Here is a 16,652-nt window from a genome sequence, read left to right as displayed (position 1 = left end):
GGTGTCGTCGAGCACCGATGTCGTGGAGGCCCCAGCAGCCGTGCATGAGAGCAGTGCGCGCTCACGGTTGGCCGAGGCGCTCAGACACCCAGCGGCCCTCTGGACCGCCCCCGCGCTGATCTACCTGGTCGTGCGCCAGATCGGCCTGTTCGTGCTGCAGCTGGTCGTCGACTACCAGAACAAGATCCGCGGCGGCACCAGCACAGCGGCGGGCGAGCTGAAGTCGTGGGACGGCGAGTGGTTCCTCGGCATCGCCGAGCACGGCTACAACGACGTACCCCTCCGCCTGACCGACGCGGCCGGCCGCCGCTCGGCCGAGACACCGCTGGCCTTCTTCCCCGGCTACCCGGCCCTGATCAGGTGGGTCGACGGCCTGCCTGGCGTGGACGTGGCCGGCGCCGCCTTCGCGGTGAGCCTGATCAGCGGACTGTTCTGCACCTACGGTCTCTTCGTCCTGGGCCGCGCGGTCCGGGGCGGCTCGACCCGCAGCGGCCTGATCCTGGTCACGCTCTTCGCCGCCTCCCCCATGGCCGTGGTCCTGTCCATGACCTACGCCGAGGCCACGTTCTGCGCCTTCGCCGTGTGGGCTCTGGTGGGCGTGGTCAAGAAACACTGGATCCTCGCCGGCGTGTGCTGCGCGGCCGCGGGCCTGGTCCGCCCCACGGCAGCCGCCCTGATCGCGGCCGTGGGCCTGGCCGCGATCGTCGCCGTGATCGCCGACAGGCGCGACTGGCGAGCCTGGATCGGAGCCCTGATCGCCCCGCTGGGCATGCTCGGCTACCTGGCCTGGGTGTCCGTCCGCACCGGCGACCTGGATGGTTGGTTCGGCGTCCAGCAACGCGGCTGGGGCTCGAAGTTCGACGGCGGCGCCGCCACCCTTCAATTCACCTTCGACCACCTGGGCAACCCGCGCTCGGTCCTCGAAACCGGCACCGTCTGGCTCCTGGTCCTGGCCATCATCCTGGTGGTCCACGCGTTCCGCCGACGCCTCGAATGGCCGCTGATCGTCTACGGCCTGGGCGTCCTGGTCATGGACATCGGCTCGAACGGCCTGATGAACTCCAAGGCAAGGCTCCTGCTCCCAGCCTTCACCCTGCTGATCCCCCTGGCCTTGATGCTGGCCCGCCGCCGAACGTCAACACTGCTGACCGCACTGGGCCTGGCAACGGTCATGAGCGCCTGGTTCGGCGCCTACTCCCTGGCCGTTTGGCAGTATGCGATCTGATGAACGAGCTGATCTCCAAGCGCTGGAGCCCACGCGCCTTCTCCCCGGACGCAACAGTTTCCGACGACGAACTGCGCGTCCTGCTCGAAGCAGCCCGCTGGGCCCCGTCCCACGGCAACAGCCAACCCGCCCGCTTCATCGTGGGCCACCGCGGCACGCCGACGTTCGACGCGATCTTCGAAACCCTCCGCCCCGGCAACAAGACCTGGGCCTTCCGCGCCTCCGTGCTGCTCATCGGCTGCGTGATCACTGTCGATGCCCGTGGCGACCTGCCCAACATCGAGTTCGGTCTGGGCCTGGCCATGGAGAACATCGCCCTCCAAGCAGTCGACCTGGGCCTGATCGCACACATGATGGGCGGCTTCGACAAACCAGCCGCCCACAAGGCGTTCAACATGCCCGACGACGTCCGCCCGCTGGTGGTGATGGCAATCGGCCACCCCGGCCGCCTGGAAGACCTCCCCGAGGACCTTCAGGCCCGCGAACAGCGCGAACGCCTACGCCACCCGCTGTCCGAAACCGCCTTCACCGGCACCTGGGGCCAGTCACTGTTCGGTTGAGAAGTACTTGGTCGCAACCTCGTTGTGCAGCGGAAACGCCAACGGCTCGCACTCGAAGATGACCTTGCGCTCGGACGCCTCGTCGTTCGGCACGAACGGCGGCATGTCCTCAGCGTTGATCGCAGGCGCCGTGGCGAACAACAACACCGTCCCCCCGTCCGGCGTCGACACGAAGTGCAACGGCCGCAGATCATCCGGGTCGACGGTGACACCTGCTTCTTCATGCAGCTCCCGCGCCGCACTCTGCTCCCACGACTCACCGCGATCGATGAACCCGCTGACGAACGCAAGCTGCCCCACCGGCGGAATCGACCGCCGCACGGTGAGGAGACCCGTGCGCGGGCCGTCCTTCACCGGGACGAGCAGCACAACGACAGGGGACGGGTTCGCCCACACCATGTGCGCGCAGCTCGGACACGTGCGCGGGTAGGAGGCGGTGTCCGCATACGCGGTGCCGCAGTTGTTGCAGAAGTCGTCGCGCGCCATACGCCTGAACCTAGTTCAGACGCCTGACGAGCTTAAGGACGATCGCTCGAACGGCCAGCCAGAACAACGCCGCCAGCCCGAAGTTGACGATGGTGCGCAACTTCGCGTCCGACGGCGAGAACAGATCCCTGAACGCGAGCGCCAACGGCTCGGCCAGGCCTTTGACCGTACTGGTGATGGGGTTGTCGGGGTTGGCCCCGCCGACGGTCAGCACCACGTGAACCACGAGCACGACCGCCAGCGCGAGGCCGACCCAACTGATGATTCCGGCGGCGACAGAGACCACGCGAGTCCGCATGGCCCCGGAATCTACTCCTCAGTAGCGAGACACCGCACGGGCAAGCAGACCCGTCACGACCAGCCAGAACACCGCAGCCAGTCCGTAGTTGAGGAGCACATCGACGTTGTAGTTACCGGTCTGGAACAGGCCGGGGAAGAACAGGGCGAGGGGCTCGGCGAGAGATGCGACGAACCTGAAGAACGCGTTCCCCGTGTTCGCACCGAGGACGATCATCAGGATGTAGAGGACTTCGATGAGTGCGAAGACCGCGCCGATGCCGCTGATCACGCGTGACGCTGTGCCGCGGCCACTGGTGGTACGTAATCTGGACATACATGAGCTTTTCCCGGATTCACGCCTGGCGAAACTTGCACACCTGCAGGTACGCGACGGAAGGCGAGCGGTCCCGGCAGTGGGGTCCCGTCACGAGTCGCATGGATGCTGTTGCCCGCAAGGTGACCACCTGCGGACCAGGCGCCGCCCCCAGATATCCCACGATCCGGTCTACAAGTTCCATCCCAGCCCAATCTGTGACTACTCTGTCCGACGTGTGGCGTTCCCTCCTGCTTCGCTGCCGTGACGGGGTCTGATCAGACCGGCCCCCCGTCGCGGGACTCAGCGTTGCCGCCGGTCGTTCCAAACGACCCGCATCGGAGCTAGAGAACCATGACCACCCAAGACGCCTACACCTCCGGCAACAGCCGAATCCGCCAACCAGCGCGCCCGGCCCCGGCAACCCAACCCACCTGGAACACCCAGCTGGGAAGCAGCATGCCCTTCCACCGCTACCGCCCGTTCCACGAGGTAGTAGAGGTGATCGACGTCCCAGACCGCACTTGGCCCACCAAACGCATCGACCGAGCTCCACAGTGGTGCGCGGTGGACCTGCGAGACGGCAACCAGGCCCTGATCGACCCGATGTCCCCCGCCCGCAAGCGCAAGATGTTCGACCTCCTGGTCCGAATGGGCTTCAAGGAGATCGAGGTCGGCTTCCCGGCGGCATCCCAAACCGACTTCGACTTCGTCCGGGAGATCATCGAAGACGGCGCCATCCCGGACGACGTGACGATCCAGGTCCTCACCCAGTGCCGCGAAGAGCTGATCGCCAGGACCTTCGAGTCCCTGCGCGGAGCCAACAAGGCCATCGTCCACTTCTACAACTCGACGTCGATCCTGCAGCGCCGAGTCGTCTTCCGCTCCGACCGCGACGGCATCAAGAAGATCGCCGTGGACGCCGCCGAGTTCGCGAAGACCCAAGAGCAGCACTACCCCGAGACCGACTTCAGGTACGAGTACAGCCCGGAGTCCTACACCGGCACCGAGCTCAGCTACGCCCTGGAAGTCTGCAACGCCGTAACCGCAGTCATCCAGCCCACGCCCGAAAAGCCGCTGATCATCAACCTGCCGGCCACGGTCGAGATGGCCACCCCGAACGTCTACGCCGACAGCATCGAGTGGATGTCCAGGAACCTGGCCAACCGCGACAGCATCATCCTCAGCCTGCACCCCCACAACGACCGCGGCACCGGCGTGGCGGCAGCAGAGCTGGGCTACCTGGCCGGCGCGGACCGCATCGAGGGCTGCCTGTTCGGCAACGGTGAGCGCACCGGCAACGTCTGCCTGGTCACGCTGGCCATGAACATGTTCAGCCAGGGCATCGACCCGCAGATCGACTTCAGCGACATCGACGAGATCCGCCGCACGGTCGAGTACTGCAACCAGCTGCCGGTGCCCGAGCGCCACCCGTACGGCGGTGACCTGGTCTTCACCGCGTTCTCCGGCTCCCACCAGGACGCGATCAAGAAGGGCTTCGAGTCGCTGGAGGCCGACGCCAAGGACGCGGGCCAGCACGTCGACGACTTCCCGTGGGAGGTCCCCTACCTGCCGATCGACCCGAAGGACGTCGGCCGCAACTACGAGGCCGTCATCCGGGTCAACTCGCAGTCCGGCAAGGGTGGTGTCGCCTACCTGATGAAGCAGGAGCACCACCTCGACCTGCCGCGGCGCCTGCAGATCGAGTTCTCGCGGGTGATCCAGGAGGTCACCGACACGCAGGGCGGCGAGATCAACCCGAAGGAGATGTGGGACGCGTTCGCGGAGGAGTACCTCCACGGCAAGGTTCCTCTGCACCTGCTGCGGCACCGCGCGTCGTCGGACGGCAGCGGCCACGAGGAGATCACCGCGGTGCTGCTGATCGACGGCGAGCAGCAGGAGATCACGGGGTCCGGCAACGGCCCGATCGCCGCGTTCGTCGACGCGCTCGCGTCCGTGGGCTACGACGTCCGCGTGCTGGACTACGCCGAGCACGCGCTGTCCGCCGGTGACGACGCCCGCGCCGCCGCCTACCTCGAATGCGCCGTGGGCGACCGCGTCCTGTGGGGTGTCGGCATCGACAGCAGCACCGTCGCCGCCTCGTTCCGCGCGATCGTCTCGGCCGTCAACCGCGCTAACCGATAACGAGCGACGGGGAGGACGCGTGCGGCACCAGTTGCCGCGGCGCGCCCTCCCCGTTCGCTTGCACGGCCCAGATGCCCTCGCCCGGCAGGCCGTAGGCGATGGTGTCGTTGTCGAGCCACACGACCTGGTCGTCGATCCCACGCGTCTCGGCCAGGGGTGTCTCCACCATCGTGGTCAGGTCCAGCACGTGCTGCCGCCACGGCCGCACGCCGTCGCCCGGCACGCGCTTCTTGAACGCCACGCGCTTGCCGTCCGGTGACAGCGACGGGCATTCGACGTTCTCCCGCAACGGTTTCGCAGAAATATCAGTCGAGTCGCCGTTGATCAGGTAGGTCTTGCCCCCGGTTGACAGCGTCGCGTAGTAGGAGCGGTCGTCCTCGGTGAACGTCACGCCCCAGAAGTTCATGTCCTCCGCCCGCTTCATGCCGGCGATCCGCGTGCCCTCCATGTTGCTCTGGTACAGCAGCGTCTCCCGGTCGTAGATGCCCGTGCGGGTGGAGAACGCACCGGTCTGCGCGTACGAGTCACCGGTGACGAAGGTCGTCCAGGACGCCATCCGCCCGTCCGCCGAGAGCTTCGCGCGGTTCGGCACGCCCGCGACGTCCATGCGGTGCGTCTCGGAAAGCGACTGGTCGACGAAGATCGAGACGGCCCCTGGGAACGGGCCGGACCGGTCCGCGAGACACAGCCCCTGCCGAGCCGCGGTGTAGAACCGCTTGCAGGACAACGAGCTCACCCGACGCGGCCCGCCAGGCGAGGACAACGGCACCGACGCCACCTTGCCGCTCGCGTCGTCCACGAACAGCAAACGGCCGGCGGTCAGCTCCACCGGGCCGGGTTCGACCGCGACGGAAACCTCCTCCGGCGCGCGCAAGGCGTAGGCGGTAGCGCCTACGCCCAACGCGATAACAGCAGCAACGACAACAAGAATCCTCACCAAGCGAACCACGTCCACAGAGCGCCGAACAGGACAGAAGAAGTCGCCCGGGCAAGCACCTGCCCGGTCTGCAGCAGGGCCAGACCGGACGTGCGCAGCTCGTCCGGAACCAGCGGACCAGCGACGGCCATCAGCACGCCGTCCGTGCACGCGTAGAACAGCCCGTGCAGCAGCAGAACGCCCACGAGCAGTGAAATCCCGGACGTGCCCACGAACATCAGGTACGCCCCGAGCAACGCGAGGTGGCCGACGAGGAACATCCGCCACCGCCCGACCTTGTCGGCCAGCGCGCCCATCGGCACGGCGGCGAGCAGGTACACACCCGCCGTGCCGAGGGGCAGCAACGCGATGTAGGCGACGTCGACGTCGAGCTTCTTCTGCAGCAACAGGTAGATGAACCCGTCGCCCAGCGTCAGGAACCCGAGCCCACAAGCGACCAGGCAGACCCGCCGGAACGGCCTGGACCGCAGCAAACCGAAAGCGCTCCGCAACGACACCGCGACACGTGGCAGCACGTCGCGGTGATCACGCACGAAGAGCACCAGAACGAGAACACCGAGCGCGGCGAAGCAGAAGCTCACCACGAACACCACGTCGTAGCGAGCCGGCAGCGTCCACAAGAGACAGAACGCGACCAGTGGGCCGAGGAACGCGCCAACGGTGTCCATGGCACGGTGAACACCGAAGGCGCGTCCCAGCGCCGAGGGCTCGCTGCTCAACGTGATCAGCGCGTCCCTCGGCGCGGTGCGCAAGCCCTTGCCGGTCCGGTCCCCGGCCAGCACCAGCCCCATGGCGGTGGCCGAGGTACCGGCAGCGAGCAGTCCGAGTTTGCCCACCGCGGAGATCCCGTATCCGAGTCCCGCCACGAGCTTGCGCCGTTGCCAGCGGTCAGCCGCATGACCGCCCACAACACGAACCAATGCCGTCACACCGGTGTAGATGCCGTCGAGCACACCGAACTGCAGCGGGGAGAACCCCAGCCCCAGCACCAGGTACAGCGGCAGGATCGCGGTCACCATCTCGGAGGAGACGTCCGTGAGCAGTGAAACCGCGCCCAGGGCGAGCACGTTCCCCGCGATCCTGCCGGTGCCACCCGCGGCGGGAGCTTGTCGAGCGGTTGCGATGTACACGACGGCCTCCGATCAACGGCTGGAACCGGTCACTTGCAGGTGTAGGGACCGGCCTTGTCGCGCACCGTTCCGGCCGTGTCGATGACCTCCCACGAGTAGGAGCGGCCGGAGATGGTGAGCTTCATGACGCCGTGGCTGTCGCTGAAGTACTTCTCCGTGCCCACGCGCGGGATGCGCTCCTTGTAGAGGTAGTCACCGCCGATGCCGACGATCGCCGACCGCACGCCGTTGGTCGGGTCGACCGCACCACTCTTGTTCAACGGGGACAGCCGCTCGTAGTGGTGGTTGTGGCCACCGAGCATCAGGTCCGCCTTGGCGTCCGCGAACGCGTTCCAGTACGGCGCGATCTTCGCGTTGTCGCCGTACTTGCCGGAGCCGAACCGCGGGTGGTGCATGTAGCCGACGACGCAGGGCTTGGTGTTGTTAGCCAGGTCGGTCTTGAGCCAGTTGAGCTGCGTCGAGTCCGAACCGTCGTTGTCCATCGGGTCGGAGTCGATCGAGACGAAGTGGAACTCGCCTGCATCCCAGCTGTAGTACGGCTTGCCGGCGGGGAAGGCCTGAGTACCGAAGTACGCCTTGTACCCGTTGAGGTTGTCGTACCACTCGTGGTTGCCGGTCGCGGGGCGGGTGATGCTCTTGTACTTGCCCCACGACTTGTCGTAGTGGTTGCGGAATTCCGTCAGCGTTCCGCTGTCGTACTGGTTGTCACCGACCGTCAGGATGTGGTTCGGCTTGATCTGGTCGATCAGCCTCGCGGTCTCGTAGTGCTCGCCGTTCGTAAGCGACGCGATGTCGCCGGCGACGACGATCGTGATGCTGTCTCCTGGTCCGGCCGGCAGGGTCGTCACCTGCACCGCGTTGCTCGACGGCCCGAGGTTGCCCGCCGCGTCACGAGCGCGGACGGTGTAGGTGAACGCCGTGCCGCTCGCCAGACCTGTGTCGGTGAACGTCGTGCCGGTGGGCGTGCCGACGACACTGCCGTTGCGCAGCACGTCGTAGCCGGTCACACCGTTCTCGTCGCTCGCGGCCGTCCACTGCAGACTGACCGTGCTCGACGTGGTGCCGGTGCTCGCCAGGTTCGTGGGCGCGGTCGGCGGCGTGATGTCACCACCCGTACGGGTGCCCCATACCTCCATCTCCCAGAGGGAGTAGCCGTAGGGCGTGCCGCGCTTGGTGCCGTAGATCCGCACATACCGGCCGGAGGTCGAGAGGGTGGAATCGTCGATGCCACCGTTCTGACCGGTGAGGGTCTTCTTGGTGCTCCACGTCGAACCGTCGCTCGACGTCTGGATCTTGTACTCCGAGGCGTACGCGACCTCCCAGTTGAGCTTGACCCTCGTGATCGTGGACGTGCCGCCGAGGTCGACGGCGATCCACTGCGGGTCGACGCCCTCGAGGCTCGCCCACCGAGTGGTCGGACTTCCGTCCACGGCGTTGGCGCCGCCGAAGGTCGCGGCCTCCACGGACGAGACGGTGGTGGGTTTGTTGGCCGACAGCAGGGAATCAGCCGCGTGAGCCGTGCCTGACGCTGCGATCTGAGGTATCACCAGCGCAAACAGGGCTAACGCGACACCCGTGCGGGTGTGTTTTCTGATCACTTCGTCCTCCTGGGCAAGGGCGGCGTCGAAGTATTGGTAAAGAAGCTTTCCTATTGGAGCTCGGAGGTTAATGACGGGTGAACAGGCCGGTCAACGGCAGTTCGGGCGCTTGAACGCATGACAACAGGCGGCGCTACCGGCCGTGACGGGCGGTCATCACCTGTCATGTCGTGACTGTTTGAAGCCCCACAGAACGGCGTGCACGGCCAGTCCTGCTGCTGTGCCCTGGATCACTCCAAGCAGCAGGCTGCGCACCCAGTCATAGAGGCTTGTCTGACTGATCGGATCGGACAGCGACCAGGCAGCGCCTACGACGGCGGCGATCACGACGAAGATCCGGAAAAAGTACCGGGAAGTTCCGGTGTGTGACGGCCAGTCATTGCCCCTGGGGGCAACGAGACCGATCCAGGTGAGCACGGCGACGCCACCGAGAGATGACACGTACCCGATCACGTTGTAGAGCCGGTGGGGGCCGACGACCGCGATGTCCATCCAGTCCCACCGTTGGACGAACCATCCGTCGGTCTGCGTGAAGGCGTCCCACAGCAGATGCGTGAGCACTCCCACCACAATGGACATCGCGCGCACAGCCGGCTGACGGAAGTCTCCCGGGCGCGACACCCTCGAACGCACGAACTCCGGCGCCAACGCCATCAGCGAGGGCAGCAGCAGCCGTCCGACCAGCAGCAACACCACCGCAGCAAGGAACCCTCCGAGCACGTCGTGGGTCGGCAGGACCGGGAGGTAGTAGCCGACGTCCGGCGCGACGGCACCCGCGACGAGTCCCGGGAACCAGAGGAGCCGGCGCAGGGGCAACACCGCGGCCGGGTGCGCGAGAGTGAACGGCACACACCAGCGTAGATCGACTTCATTCCTGTGGGCACGCTGAAGAAACACCCAGGTCGGGATTGTTCATCTAGGTCACGTACGTTCACGGATCATGAGCACCACAGCCGCCAGCCTCGTAGTGCTGTTCCTGGTCGCCGTCGTGCCCCTGGCACCCACGGAGGCCGTGCTCATCGGTGCCGGCGTGCTGGCCGCCTCCGGTGAGGTTCCGCTCTACCTGGTGATCGCTGTGGCCGCGGCCGGTTGCCTGGCCAGCGACATGATCAACTTTACTGTGGGCCGGCGGATGGGCATGAGGGCCCTCGACCGGGTCAACAAGAACGCCAAGGCGCGGGCCATGGTCGTGTGGACTGCCGACCAGCTCGGGTCCAAGGGCGAGACGATCCTCATCGCGGCCCGGTTCCTGCCGGCCGGTGGCATCGTGGGCGCGTTGCTGGCAGGTGCGTTGAAGTGGCCGTTGCGCCGGTTCGTGCCCATTGCGGCGATCGGGTCGGCGCTGTGGAGCCTCTACCCCGCCACCGTGGGGTTCATCGGCGGTCAGATCGTCGACGAGGCCTGGCTGGCGATGTTGTTGTCGTTCGGTGTGGCCACGCTCATCTCCATCCCGGTCGGGATGGTCATCCGTGCGCGCAGGGACGAGCGCACTCTCTCGTACGCCGAGGCGTCGTCGTAGAGCACGGCGAAGCGGTCGGCCGCGGTTAGCAGCGCGTCCACTTCGAACGCCATCTGCGCGTCGCCGCACAGGCGCTCCAGCAGTGAGATCCAGCGCAGGTTGAAGAGCATCAACGCGTCGCGCACGCGGCCGGGACGGGCGGCGAACTCCGAGCGCGTGACGACGAAGAAGCAGCCGCCGGGGAACACGCGGCGCTTCGAGTAGTCGAGCCAGCGCGAACACAGGTCCAGGAGCGTTCCTCCGGCGATCACGACCTCGTGCGAGAAGATCTCCGCGGCCGTGTGCACCGTCGCGAGCTGCAGCTCTTCCTTGGCGCCGAAGTGCGAGAACACACCGCTCTTGCTCATGCCGAGCTCGACCGCGAGCCGCCCGATCGTGACTCCTTCGAGCCCGTCGACGGACGCGATCTCGGCAGCCCTCAACAGAATCGAGCCACGACTGTCCATTCACCCAGGACAGCGGCAAGCCCTGGAGAAACGAACGGGGCCACCTCGAAGTGAGGTGGCCCCGTTCGTGCATCAGGGATACATCAGGGATTCAGCGCTTCGGTGACCGAAGCCGGTCCCACGAGCGGGACGTCGGGTGTGAGGCCGTCGCCCTCCTCGATCAGGATCGGCTTCACCTCGTGCGGCTGGATCTCGCCGGACCGGATCTGCTCGGCGTAGTGGCACGCCACCTTGTGCCCCGGCTTGAGCTCCCGCAGCACCGGACGTTCGGTGTCGCAGCGAGAAGCCTGCTTCCACGGGCACCGGGTGTGGAACCGGCAGCCGGTGGGCGGGTTCGCCGGCGACGGGAGGTCGCCCGCGAGCAGGATCCGTTCGCGCCGGTCCTCGACCACGGGGTCGGGCACCGGGATCGCCGACAGCAGCGCCCGCGTGTACGGGTGCAGCGGCTCCTCGTAGAGGTCCTCGGAGGCGGCCTCCTCGACCAGACCGCCGAGGTACATCACGCCGACCCGGTCGGAGATGTGCTTCACGACGGCGAGGTCGTGCGCGATCACCAGGTAGGTCAGGCCGAACTGCTGCTGCAGTTCCTCCATCAGGTTCACGACCTGGGCCTGCACCGACACGTCCAGCGCGGACACCGGCTCGTCGGCGACGATCAGGTCCGGCTCGAGTGCCAGCGCCCGCGCGATGCCGATGCGCTGCCGCTGACCGCCCGAGAACTCGTGCGGGTACTTGCGCAGCGAGGTGTGCGGCAGGCCGACGGCGGAGAGCAACTCGCGCAAGCGCTTGTTGGTCTCCTCCTTGCTCTTGTCCATGCCGTGGGCCCGCAGGCCCTCGATGAGGATCGACTCCACGGACTGGCGCGGGTCCAGCGACGAGAGCGGGTCCTGGAACACCATCTGGATCCGGCGCCGCATCTTGCGCAGGTCTTCACCCTTCAAGGCGGAGAAGTCCTGCCCGTCGAAGACCATCTTGCCCGCGGTCGGCTCGTTCAGCCGCAGCATCGCCCGCCCGAGGGTGGACTTGCCGCAGCCGGACTCACCGACCAGGCCGTAGGTCTCGCCACGCTTGATCTCGAGGTCGACGCCGTCGACCGCGTAGACGTAGCCGACGGTCTTGTCGAAGAAGACGCCGCGCTTGATCGGGAAGTGGACCTTCATGTCCTGCACGGACACCAGAGTCTCGCTCATACCGACACCTCCTCGGCGGCGGGAGTTCCCGGGACCACCGGGTTGTGGCAGCGGAGCAGGCGACCCAGCTGATCTTCTTCGGCCGGCGTTTCCGTGCGGCAGATGTCCAGCGCGTTGGGGCACCGCGGTGCGAACGCGCAGGCGCTCGTCCACGGGATGTTGTCCGCGACGGAACCCTTGATCGGCGTCAGCTTGTCGTGGCGTGCCGCGTCCAGGCGCGGGATCGAGGCCAGCAGGCCGTGCGTGTACGGGTGGCGCGGCTCCGCGAAGAGCGGGTGCCGCATGGCCTTCTCGACCACCTTGCCGCCGTACAGCACGTTCACCTCGTCGCACAGGCCGGCGACGACACCCAGGTCGTGGGTGATCATCACCAGCGCGGTGCCGAGGTCCTGCACCAGTTCCTTCATCAGCGACAGGATCTGGGCCTGGATGGTCACGTCCAGCGCCGTCGTCGGCTCGTCCGCGATCAGCAGCTTCGGCCGGCACGCCAGCGCGATCGCGATGAGCGCGCGCTGCCGCATACCGCCGGAGAGCTGGTGCGGATACTCCTTGAGCCGCCGGTTCGGGTCCGGGATGCCGACCTTGTCGAGCAGGTCCTTCGCCTCGATCATGGCTTCCTTGCGGGCCAGCCCGCGGTGCCGTTCGAGCACCTCGGTGACCTGCAGGCCGATCGGGACGACGGGGTTGAGCGAGGACAGCGGGTCCTGGAAGACCATGCCGAGATCACGACCGCGGCGGTCGCGCATCTCCTTGTCCGACAGCTTCAGCAGATCCGTGCCGTCGTAGGACACGGTGCCGGTGATCTTGGCGCCGCGCTTGGGCAGCAGACCCATGATCGCCAACGATGTCACGGACTTGCCGCAGCCCGACTCGCCGACCAGACCGACGGTCTGACCGGGTTCGACGTCGAAGCTGACGCCGTCGACCGCGCGGAACGGTTCCTCGCCCTTGCGCTGGAACACGACGGTGAGGTCACGAACTTCGAGCAGTGCCACGACGACTCACCGCCTGTTCTTCGGGTCGAGGGCTTCGCGCAGGGTCTCGCCCATGAGCGTGAAGCCGAGCGCGACGATGATGATGCAGACCGCGGGCCACGCGGCGAGGTGCGGATGCGTGTCGAAGACGTTCTGCACGTCACCGAGCATCTGCCCCCACTCCGGCAGCCGGTCGTCCGGGTTGCCGAGGCCGAGGAACGACAGCGCGGCCGCCTCGATGATCGCGGTGGCCAGCACGAGCGTGGACTGCACGATCACCGGGCTGAGCGAGTTCGGCAGCATGTGCCGGAACACGATCGCGCCCTTCTTCACACCGAGCGCCGTCGCCGCCAGCACGTGGTCGCTGTGCCGTTGCGCGAGCATCGAGCCTCTCAGCAACCGCGCGAACACCGGGATCTGCACGATCGCGACCGCGAGGATCACGGTGAACTGGCTGGGCCTGGCGAACATCGCCGCGATCGAGAACGCGAGCAGCAGGCTGGGCAGCGACAGCATGACGTCGACCAGGCGCATGACGGCCGAGTCGACCCAGCCGCCGATCGCACCGGCGAGCGTGCCCAGGATCAGGCCGCCCGTCAGGCCGATCAGCGTCGCACCGACACCGACGATCAGCGTCTGCTGCGAGCCGACGAGCAGGCGCGAGAAGAAGTCGCGGCCCTGCAGGTCGCCACCGAGCGGGTGACCGGGCTGGGCGGGCGGGATCTCGTTGCGCGCCTTGACGACCTGGTCGATCAGCATCGGTTCGGACGGACTGTGCGGCGCGAGCCACGGCGACAGCAGCGAGATCACGATGAAGATGCCGATGATCACCGCGCCGGTGATGAACACCGGGCTGCGCCGCAGCCGCTTCCACGCGCTCGCGGCGAGCGAGACGCCGGCGCTGTCGGCCAGGCCGTCGATCTTTTCCTTCTTGGAGACTCCGAGTGCCACTGCGCTCACCTCGTCCTGATGCGCGGGTCGATGAGCGCGTACGAGAGGTCGACCAACAGGTTGACCACGACGTAGACGATCGTGGCCATGATGATCAACAACAGCAGCACCGGGTAGTCACGCCGTTCGAACCCGATGGCGAGCGCCTGGCCGACACCGGGGATCGAGAACACCTTCTCGGTGAGCACCGCTCCGGAGAGCAGCGCACCGGTCTGCAGACCGATCGTCGTGACGACCGGCAACATCGCGTTGCGCAGCACGTGCCGGCGGCGGATCACCGATGCGGTGAGGCCCTTGGACTCGGCGGTGCGCACGAAGTCCTCGTCGAGCACGTCGAGCACGGCGGCCCTGGTGATCCGGAAGATCACCGCGAACGGGATCGTGGCGAGCGCGATGGACGGCAGGATCAGGTGTTCCAGCGCGTCGAGCGTCGCGTCGAACTCGCCGGTGAGGATGCCGTCGAGGGTGAAGAAGCCCGTGACACGGGTGGCGTTGATGTCGCCCTGCCTGCCCTGCGACGGCAGGCCGAGCCCGACCGATGCCGCGTCCTTGAGCACGTAGGCGAGGAAGAACACCGGCACGGCGACACCGATCAGCGAACCGATGACGCTGAAGTTGTCGAACCAGCCGCCGCGGCGCTTGGCGGCGAGGTAACCGAGCGGGACGCCGACCGCGATCGCGATGATGATCGCGAAGAAGCTGAGCTCGATCGTCGCCGGGAACCGCTGGAGGAAGATGTCGAGCGCCGAGTCACCGGGCTGAACACCGGTGGAGACGCCGAAGTCGCCGGTCGCGGCGCGACCGAGGAACTTGAAGTACTGGATGAAAATCGGCTGATCGAGGCCGAGCTGCTTGGTGAGCTCCGCTGCCTTCTCCGGGGTAGAGCGATCTCCCAGGAGGGCCGAAACCGGCCCTCCTGGGAGGAGTCGCATCCACGAGAAGAGCAGCAGCGAGAGCACCAGCACCACGCCGACCAGCTGAATCAGCCGTCGAATCGTGTAGCGGAGCACTTGAGCTACCCCGTTGTTCTCTTGTGGTGGGAGCTAGTCAGGCTCAGCCCTTGGAGGCCGGGCCGAACTTCTCGTCGGTCAACGGGCTCGGGACGACACCCTTGATGTCCGACTTCAACACCAGAGCGGGCGGGGAGTGCGAGATCGGGATCGCGGGCAGGTACTGGTCCATGATCTTCTTGTTGATCTCTTCGTACAGCGCCGTGCGCTTGGCCTCGTCCGGCTCGGAGTTGGCCTTCGCCAGGTCGTCCTTCAGCGAGTTGCCCCACGCCGACACACCGGTGTTGAAGCGGTTGTCGGTGCGGCCGAAGAACGTGCCGACCCAGTTGTGCGCGGTGCCGTTGTCACCCGTCCAGCCGAGGAGGAACAGGTCCGGGATGCCCTGGTCGACGTCGGTCAGGTAGCCACCGTTCCACGGCTTGGTGACGACGTCGATCTTGATGCCGGCCTTCTGCAGGTCACCGGAGATCGCACCGAAGAGGTCCTTCGGCGACGGCATGTACGGACGCGTGACCTCGGACGGCCAGTAGAACTTCAGCGTCAGGTCGGAGGCACCGGCCTCGGCCAGCAGCGACTTGGCCTTGTCGAGGTCGTACTTCACCTCGGTGATCGACTTGTTGTAGCCGTTCACGGTGTCCGGCATGAACTGCGTCGCGACCTTCGCGCCCTCGGGCAGCTGCGACTTGACCAGCTGCTCGCGGTTGATCGCGTACATCAGGGCCTGACGGACCTTGAGGTCGGCGAGCTTCGGGTTGTTCTTCTGGTTGATGCCCACGTAGAAGACGTTGAACGCCGGGCGGATCGCGACGTTGAAGCCGTCGGACTTCAAGCCGGCCCAGTCGGCCGCGTTCGGCAGGTCGTAACCGTCGATGTCGCCGGCCTTGAGCGCCTGCTTGCGAGCGGTCTCGTCCGGGATGATCTTGAAGACGATCTTGTCCAGCTTGGCCTTCGAGCCGTGGTAGTCGTCGTTGCGGACGAGCTCAACGGTGTTGTTGGCCTTGTCGTACTTGCCGAACTTGAACGGGCCCGTGCCGGTCGGGTGCTCGTTCGCGTAGGCCGGGAAGGTGAACGCGTCACCAGCCGCCTGGACGTTGTCCGCGTCGTACTTCTTCAGCGCCTCGGGGCTGGAGATCGAGAACGACGTGAAGCCGAGGACCGACGGGAACTGCGAGGTGACCTCGTTCAGCTCGATGACCGCGGTCTTGGCGTCCTTGGCCGTGCACGACTTGTACAGCGAGGGCTTGTCCGGCGTGCCCTTGAACCCGCCGAAGTTGTCCAGCCAGTACTGCGACACGGCGTCGCTCTGGCCAGCACCCTTCTGGTTGTACCAACGCTCGAAGTTGAAGCACACGGCCTCGGCGTTGAAAGCGGTGCCGTCGTGGAACTTCACGTTCTCCTTGAGGGTGAAGGTCCACGTCTTGCCGTCGGCGCTGGGCTCGTACTTGTCGGCAAGCGCGGGCTCGACCTCGGCGGTACCGGGCTTGAAGCCGACCAGGCCCTCGTACATCTGGCGAGCGACCCGGAAGGTCTCACCATCCGTCGCGTAGAACGGGTCGAAGAGCTTCGGTGCGCCCGCAGCGCCGAAAGTCAGCGTGCCGCCCTGCTGGCCGCCGCCGCCGGAGTCACGCTGGGATTGTGCGCAACCGGACAGGGCCAGCGCGCTGACGCTGAGGAAGCCGATCGCGGCAACCCAACGGCGGCGAGCCGTTACTGAGTGGACCATCAAACACCCCTTGGACAATCCGCACATCTCACGGTGTGGTCGCCGACCATAACCGTTGTTCATACCCCTCCCGAGGTAACTCAGGTCACGATCCGGCCACTAGACCAGGCATTCTGATACGTCCGGCGCACGCCCGCTGACCCAACGTGAGCACGGCGTATGCGTC

At 66.6% G+C, this 16,652-nt stretch carries 15 protein-coding genes and 2 pseudogenes; 4 read left to right on the top strand and 13 right to left on the bottom strand.

The window, feature by feature from the left end; all coding sequences use genetic code 11:
• Window position 1 precedes the first annotated feature (1 nt).
• Both LFM09_RS27805 and LFM09_RS27800 read left to right on the top strand, forming a co-directional pair.
• Window positions 2–1,225, top strand: coding sequence for a hypothetical protein (locus LFM09_RS27805; protein WP_414099501.1), 1,224 nt, complete (start codon window positions 2–4; stop codon window positions 1,223–1,225).
• A complete protein-coding gene (locus tag LFM09_RS27800) occupies window positions 1,225–1,785 on the top strand; it encodes a nitroreductase family protein (protein WP_414099500.1) in 561 nt (186 codons plus the stop codon). The genes LFM09_RS27805 and LFM09_RS27800 overlap by 1 nt, the downstream gene beginning before the upstream one ends.
• Here the strand turns inward: LFM09_RS27800 and LFM09_RS27795 are convergent.
• The 3 genes from LFM09_RS27795 to LFM09_RS27785 are packed head-to-tail and all read right to left on the bottom strand — an operon-like array spanning window position 1,771 to window position 2,884.
• On the bottom strand, window positions 1,771–2,271 hold the full coding sequence (locus LFM09_RS27795) for an NUDIX domain-containing protein (protein WP_414099499.1): 501 nt from the start codon (window positions 2,269–2,271) through the stop codon (window positions 1,771–1,773). The genes LFM09_RS27800 and LFM09_RS27795 overlap by 15 nt on opposite strands.
• A 10-nt stretch (window positions 2,272–2,281) precedes the next feature.
• The gene (locus LFM09_RS27790; protein WP_414099498.1) at window positions 2,282–2,569 is read right to left on the bottom strand and encodes a hypothetical protein; all 288 of its coding nucleotides are present in this window, start codon (window positions 2,567–2,569) and stop codon (window positions 2,282–2,284) included.
• 18 nt (window positions 2,570–2,587) lie between these two features.
• A complete protein-coding gene (locus tag LFM09_RS27785; RefSeq protein WP_414099497.1) occupies window positions 2,588–2,884 on the bottom strand; it encodes a hypothetical protein in 297 nt (98 codons plus the stop codon).
• Between the two features lie 333 nt (window positions 2,885–3,217).
• On the opposite strand from LFM09_RS27785, the gene leuA reads away from it, so the two are divergent.
• Window positions 3,218–5,008: a 2-isopropylmalate synthase gene (gene leuA, locus LFM09_RS27780; RefSeq protein ID WP_414099496.1), complete on the top strand. Its 1,791-nt coding sequence runs from the start codon at window positions 3,218–3,220 to the stop codon at window positions 5,006–5,008.
• Here the strand turns inward: leuA and LFM09_RS27775 are convergent.
• The 4 genes and pseudogenes from LFM09_RS27775 to LFM09_RS27760 all read right to left on the bottom strand — a co-directional run bounded on the left by LFM09_RS27775 (window position 4,998) and on the right by LFM09_RS27760 (window position 9,522).
• Window positions 4,998–5,909 carry a hypothetical protein gene (locus tag LFM09_RS27775; protein ID WP_414099570.1) on the bottom strand — a complete coding sequence of 304 codons (912 nt, stop codon included), beginning with the start codon at window positions 5,907–5,909 and terminating at the stop codon, window positions 4,998–5,000. The genes leuA and LFM09_RS27775 overlap by 11 nt on opposite strands.
• A pseudogene (locus tag LFM09_RS27770) lies at window positions 5,889–7,075 on the bottom strand (MFS transporter); the annotation flags it as partial. The pseudogene LFM09_RS27770 and the gene LFM09_RS27775, both read right to left, overlap by 21 nt.
• A gap of 29 nt (window positions 7,076–7,104) precedes the next feature.
• Window positions 7,105–8,538 carry a discoidin domain-containing protein gene (locus LFM09_RS27765; protein WP_414099495.1) on the bottom strand — a complete coding sequence of 478 codons (1,434 nt, stop codon included), beginning with the start codon at window positions 8,536–8,538 and terminating at the stop codon, window positions 7,105–7,107.
• A 291-nt stretch (window positions 8,539–8,829) separates the two neighbouring features.
• Entirely contained in the window at window positions 8,830–9,522 is a 693-nt protein-coding gene (locus LFM09_RS27760) for a DUF4184 family protein (RefSeq protein WP_414099494.1), read from the bottom strand.
• 91 nt (window positions 9,523–9,613) lie between these two features.
• On the opposite strand from LFM09_RS27760, the pseudogene LFM09_RS27755 reads away from it, so the two are divergent.
• Window positions 9,614–10,033 (top strand): annotated as a pseudogene (locus tag LFM09_RS27755) (DedA family protein); the annotation flags it as partial.
• Between the two features lie 23 nt (window positions 10,034–10,056).
• Here LFM09_RS27755 and LFM09_RS27750 read toward each other — a convergent pair.
• From LFM09_RS27750 to LFM09_RS27725, 6 genes are all read right to left on the bottom strand, one after another.
• On the bottom strand, window positions 10,057–10,638 hold the full coding sequence (locus LFM09_RS27750; protein WP_414099493.1) for a TetR/AcrR family transcriptional regulator: 582 nt from the start codon (window positions 10,636–10,638) through the stop codon (window positions 10,057–10,059).
• An 83-nt stretch (window positions 10,639–10,721) separates the two neighbouring features.
• Entirely contained in the window at window positions 10,722–11,828 is a 1,107-nt protein-coding gene (locus tag LFM09_RS27745; RefSeq protein ID WP_414099492.1) for an ABC transporter ATP-binding protein, read from the bottom strand.
• Entirely contained in the window at window positions 11,825–12,823 is a 999-nt protein-coding gene (locus LFM09_RS27740) for an ABC transporter ATP-binding protein (RefSeq protein ID WP_414099491.1), read from the bottom strand. The genes LFM09_RS27745 and LFM09_RS27740 overlap by 4 nt, the downstream gene beginning before the upstream one ends.
• 6 nt (window positions 12,824–12,829) lie before the next feature.
• On the bottom strand, window positions 12,830–13,753 hold the full coding sequence (locus LFM09_RS27735) for an ABC transporter permease (protein ID WP_414099490.1): 924 nt from the start codon (window positions 13,751–13,753) through the stop codon (window positions 12,830–12,832).
• A 5-nt stretch (window positions 13,754–13,758) separates the two neighbouring features.
• Window positions 13,759–14,763, bottom strand: coding sequence for an ABC transporter permease (locus LFM09_RS27730; protein WP_414099489.1), 1,005 nt, complete (start codon window positions 14,761–14,763; stop codon window positions 13,759–13,761).
• Between the two features lie 43 nt (window positions 14,764–14,806).
• Entirely contained in the window at window positions 14,807–16,486 is a 1,680-nt protein-coding gene (locus tag LFM09_RS27725) for an ABC transporter substrate-binding protein (protein WP_414099488.1), read from the bottom strand.
• Window positions 16,487–16,652 lie beyond the last annotated feature (166 nt).

The organism is Lentzea alba (genome assembly GCF_047445655.1).
Taxonomy (GTDB): Bacteria; Actinomycetota; Actinomycetes; order Mycobacteriales; family Pseudonocardiaceae; genus Lentzea; species Lentzea alba_A.
This window is presented reverse-complemented; position numbering and strand designations above follow the sequence as displayed.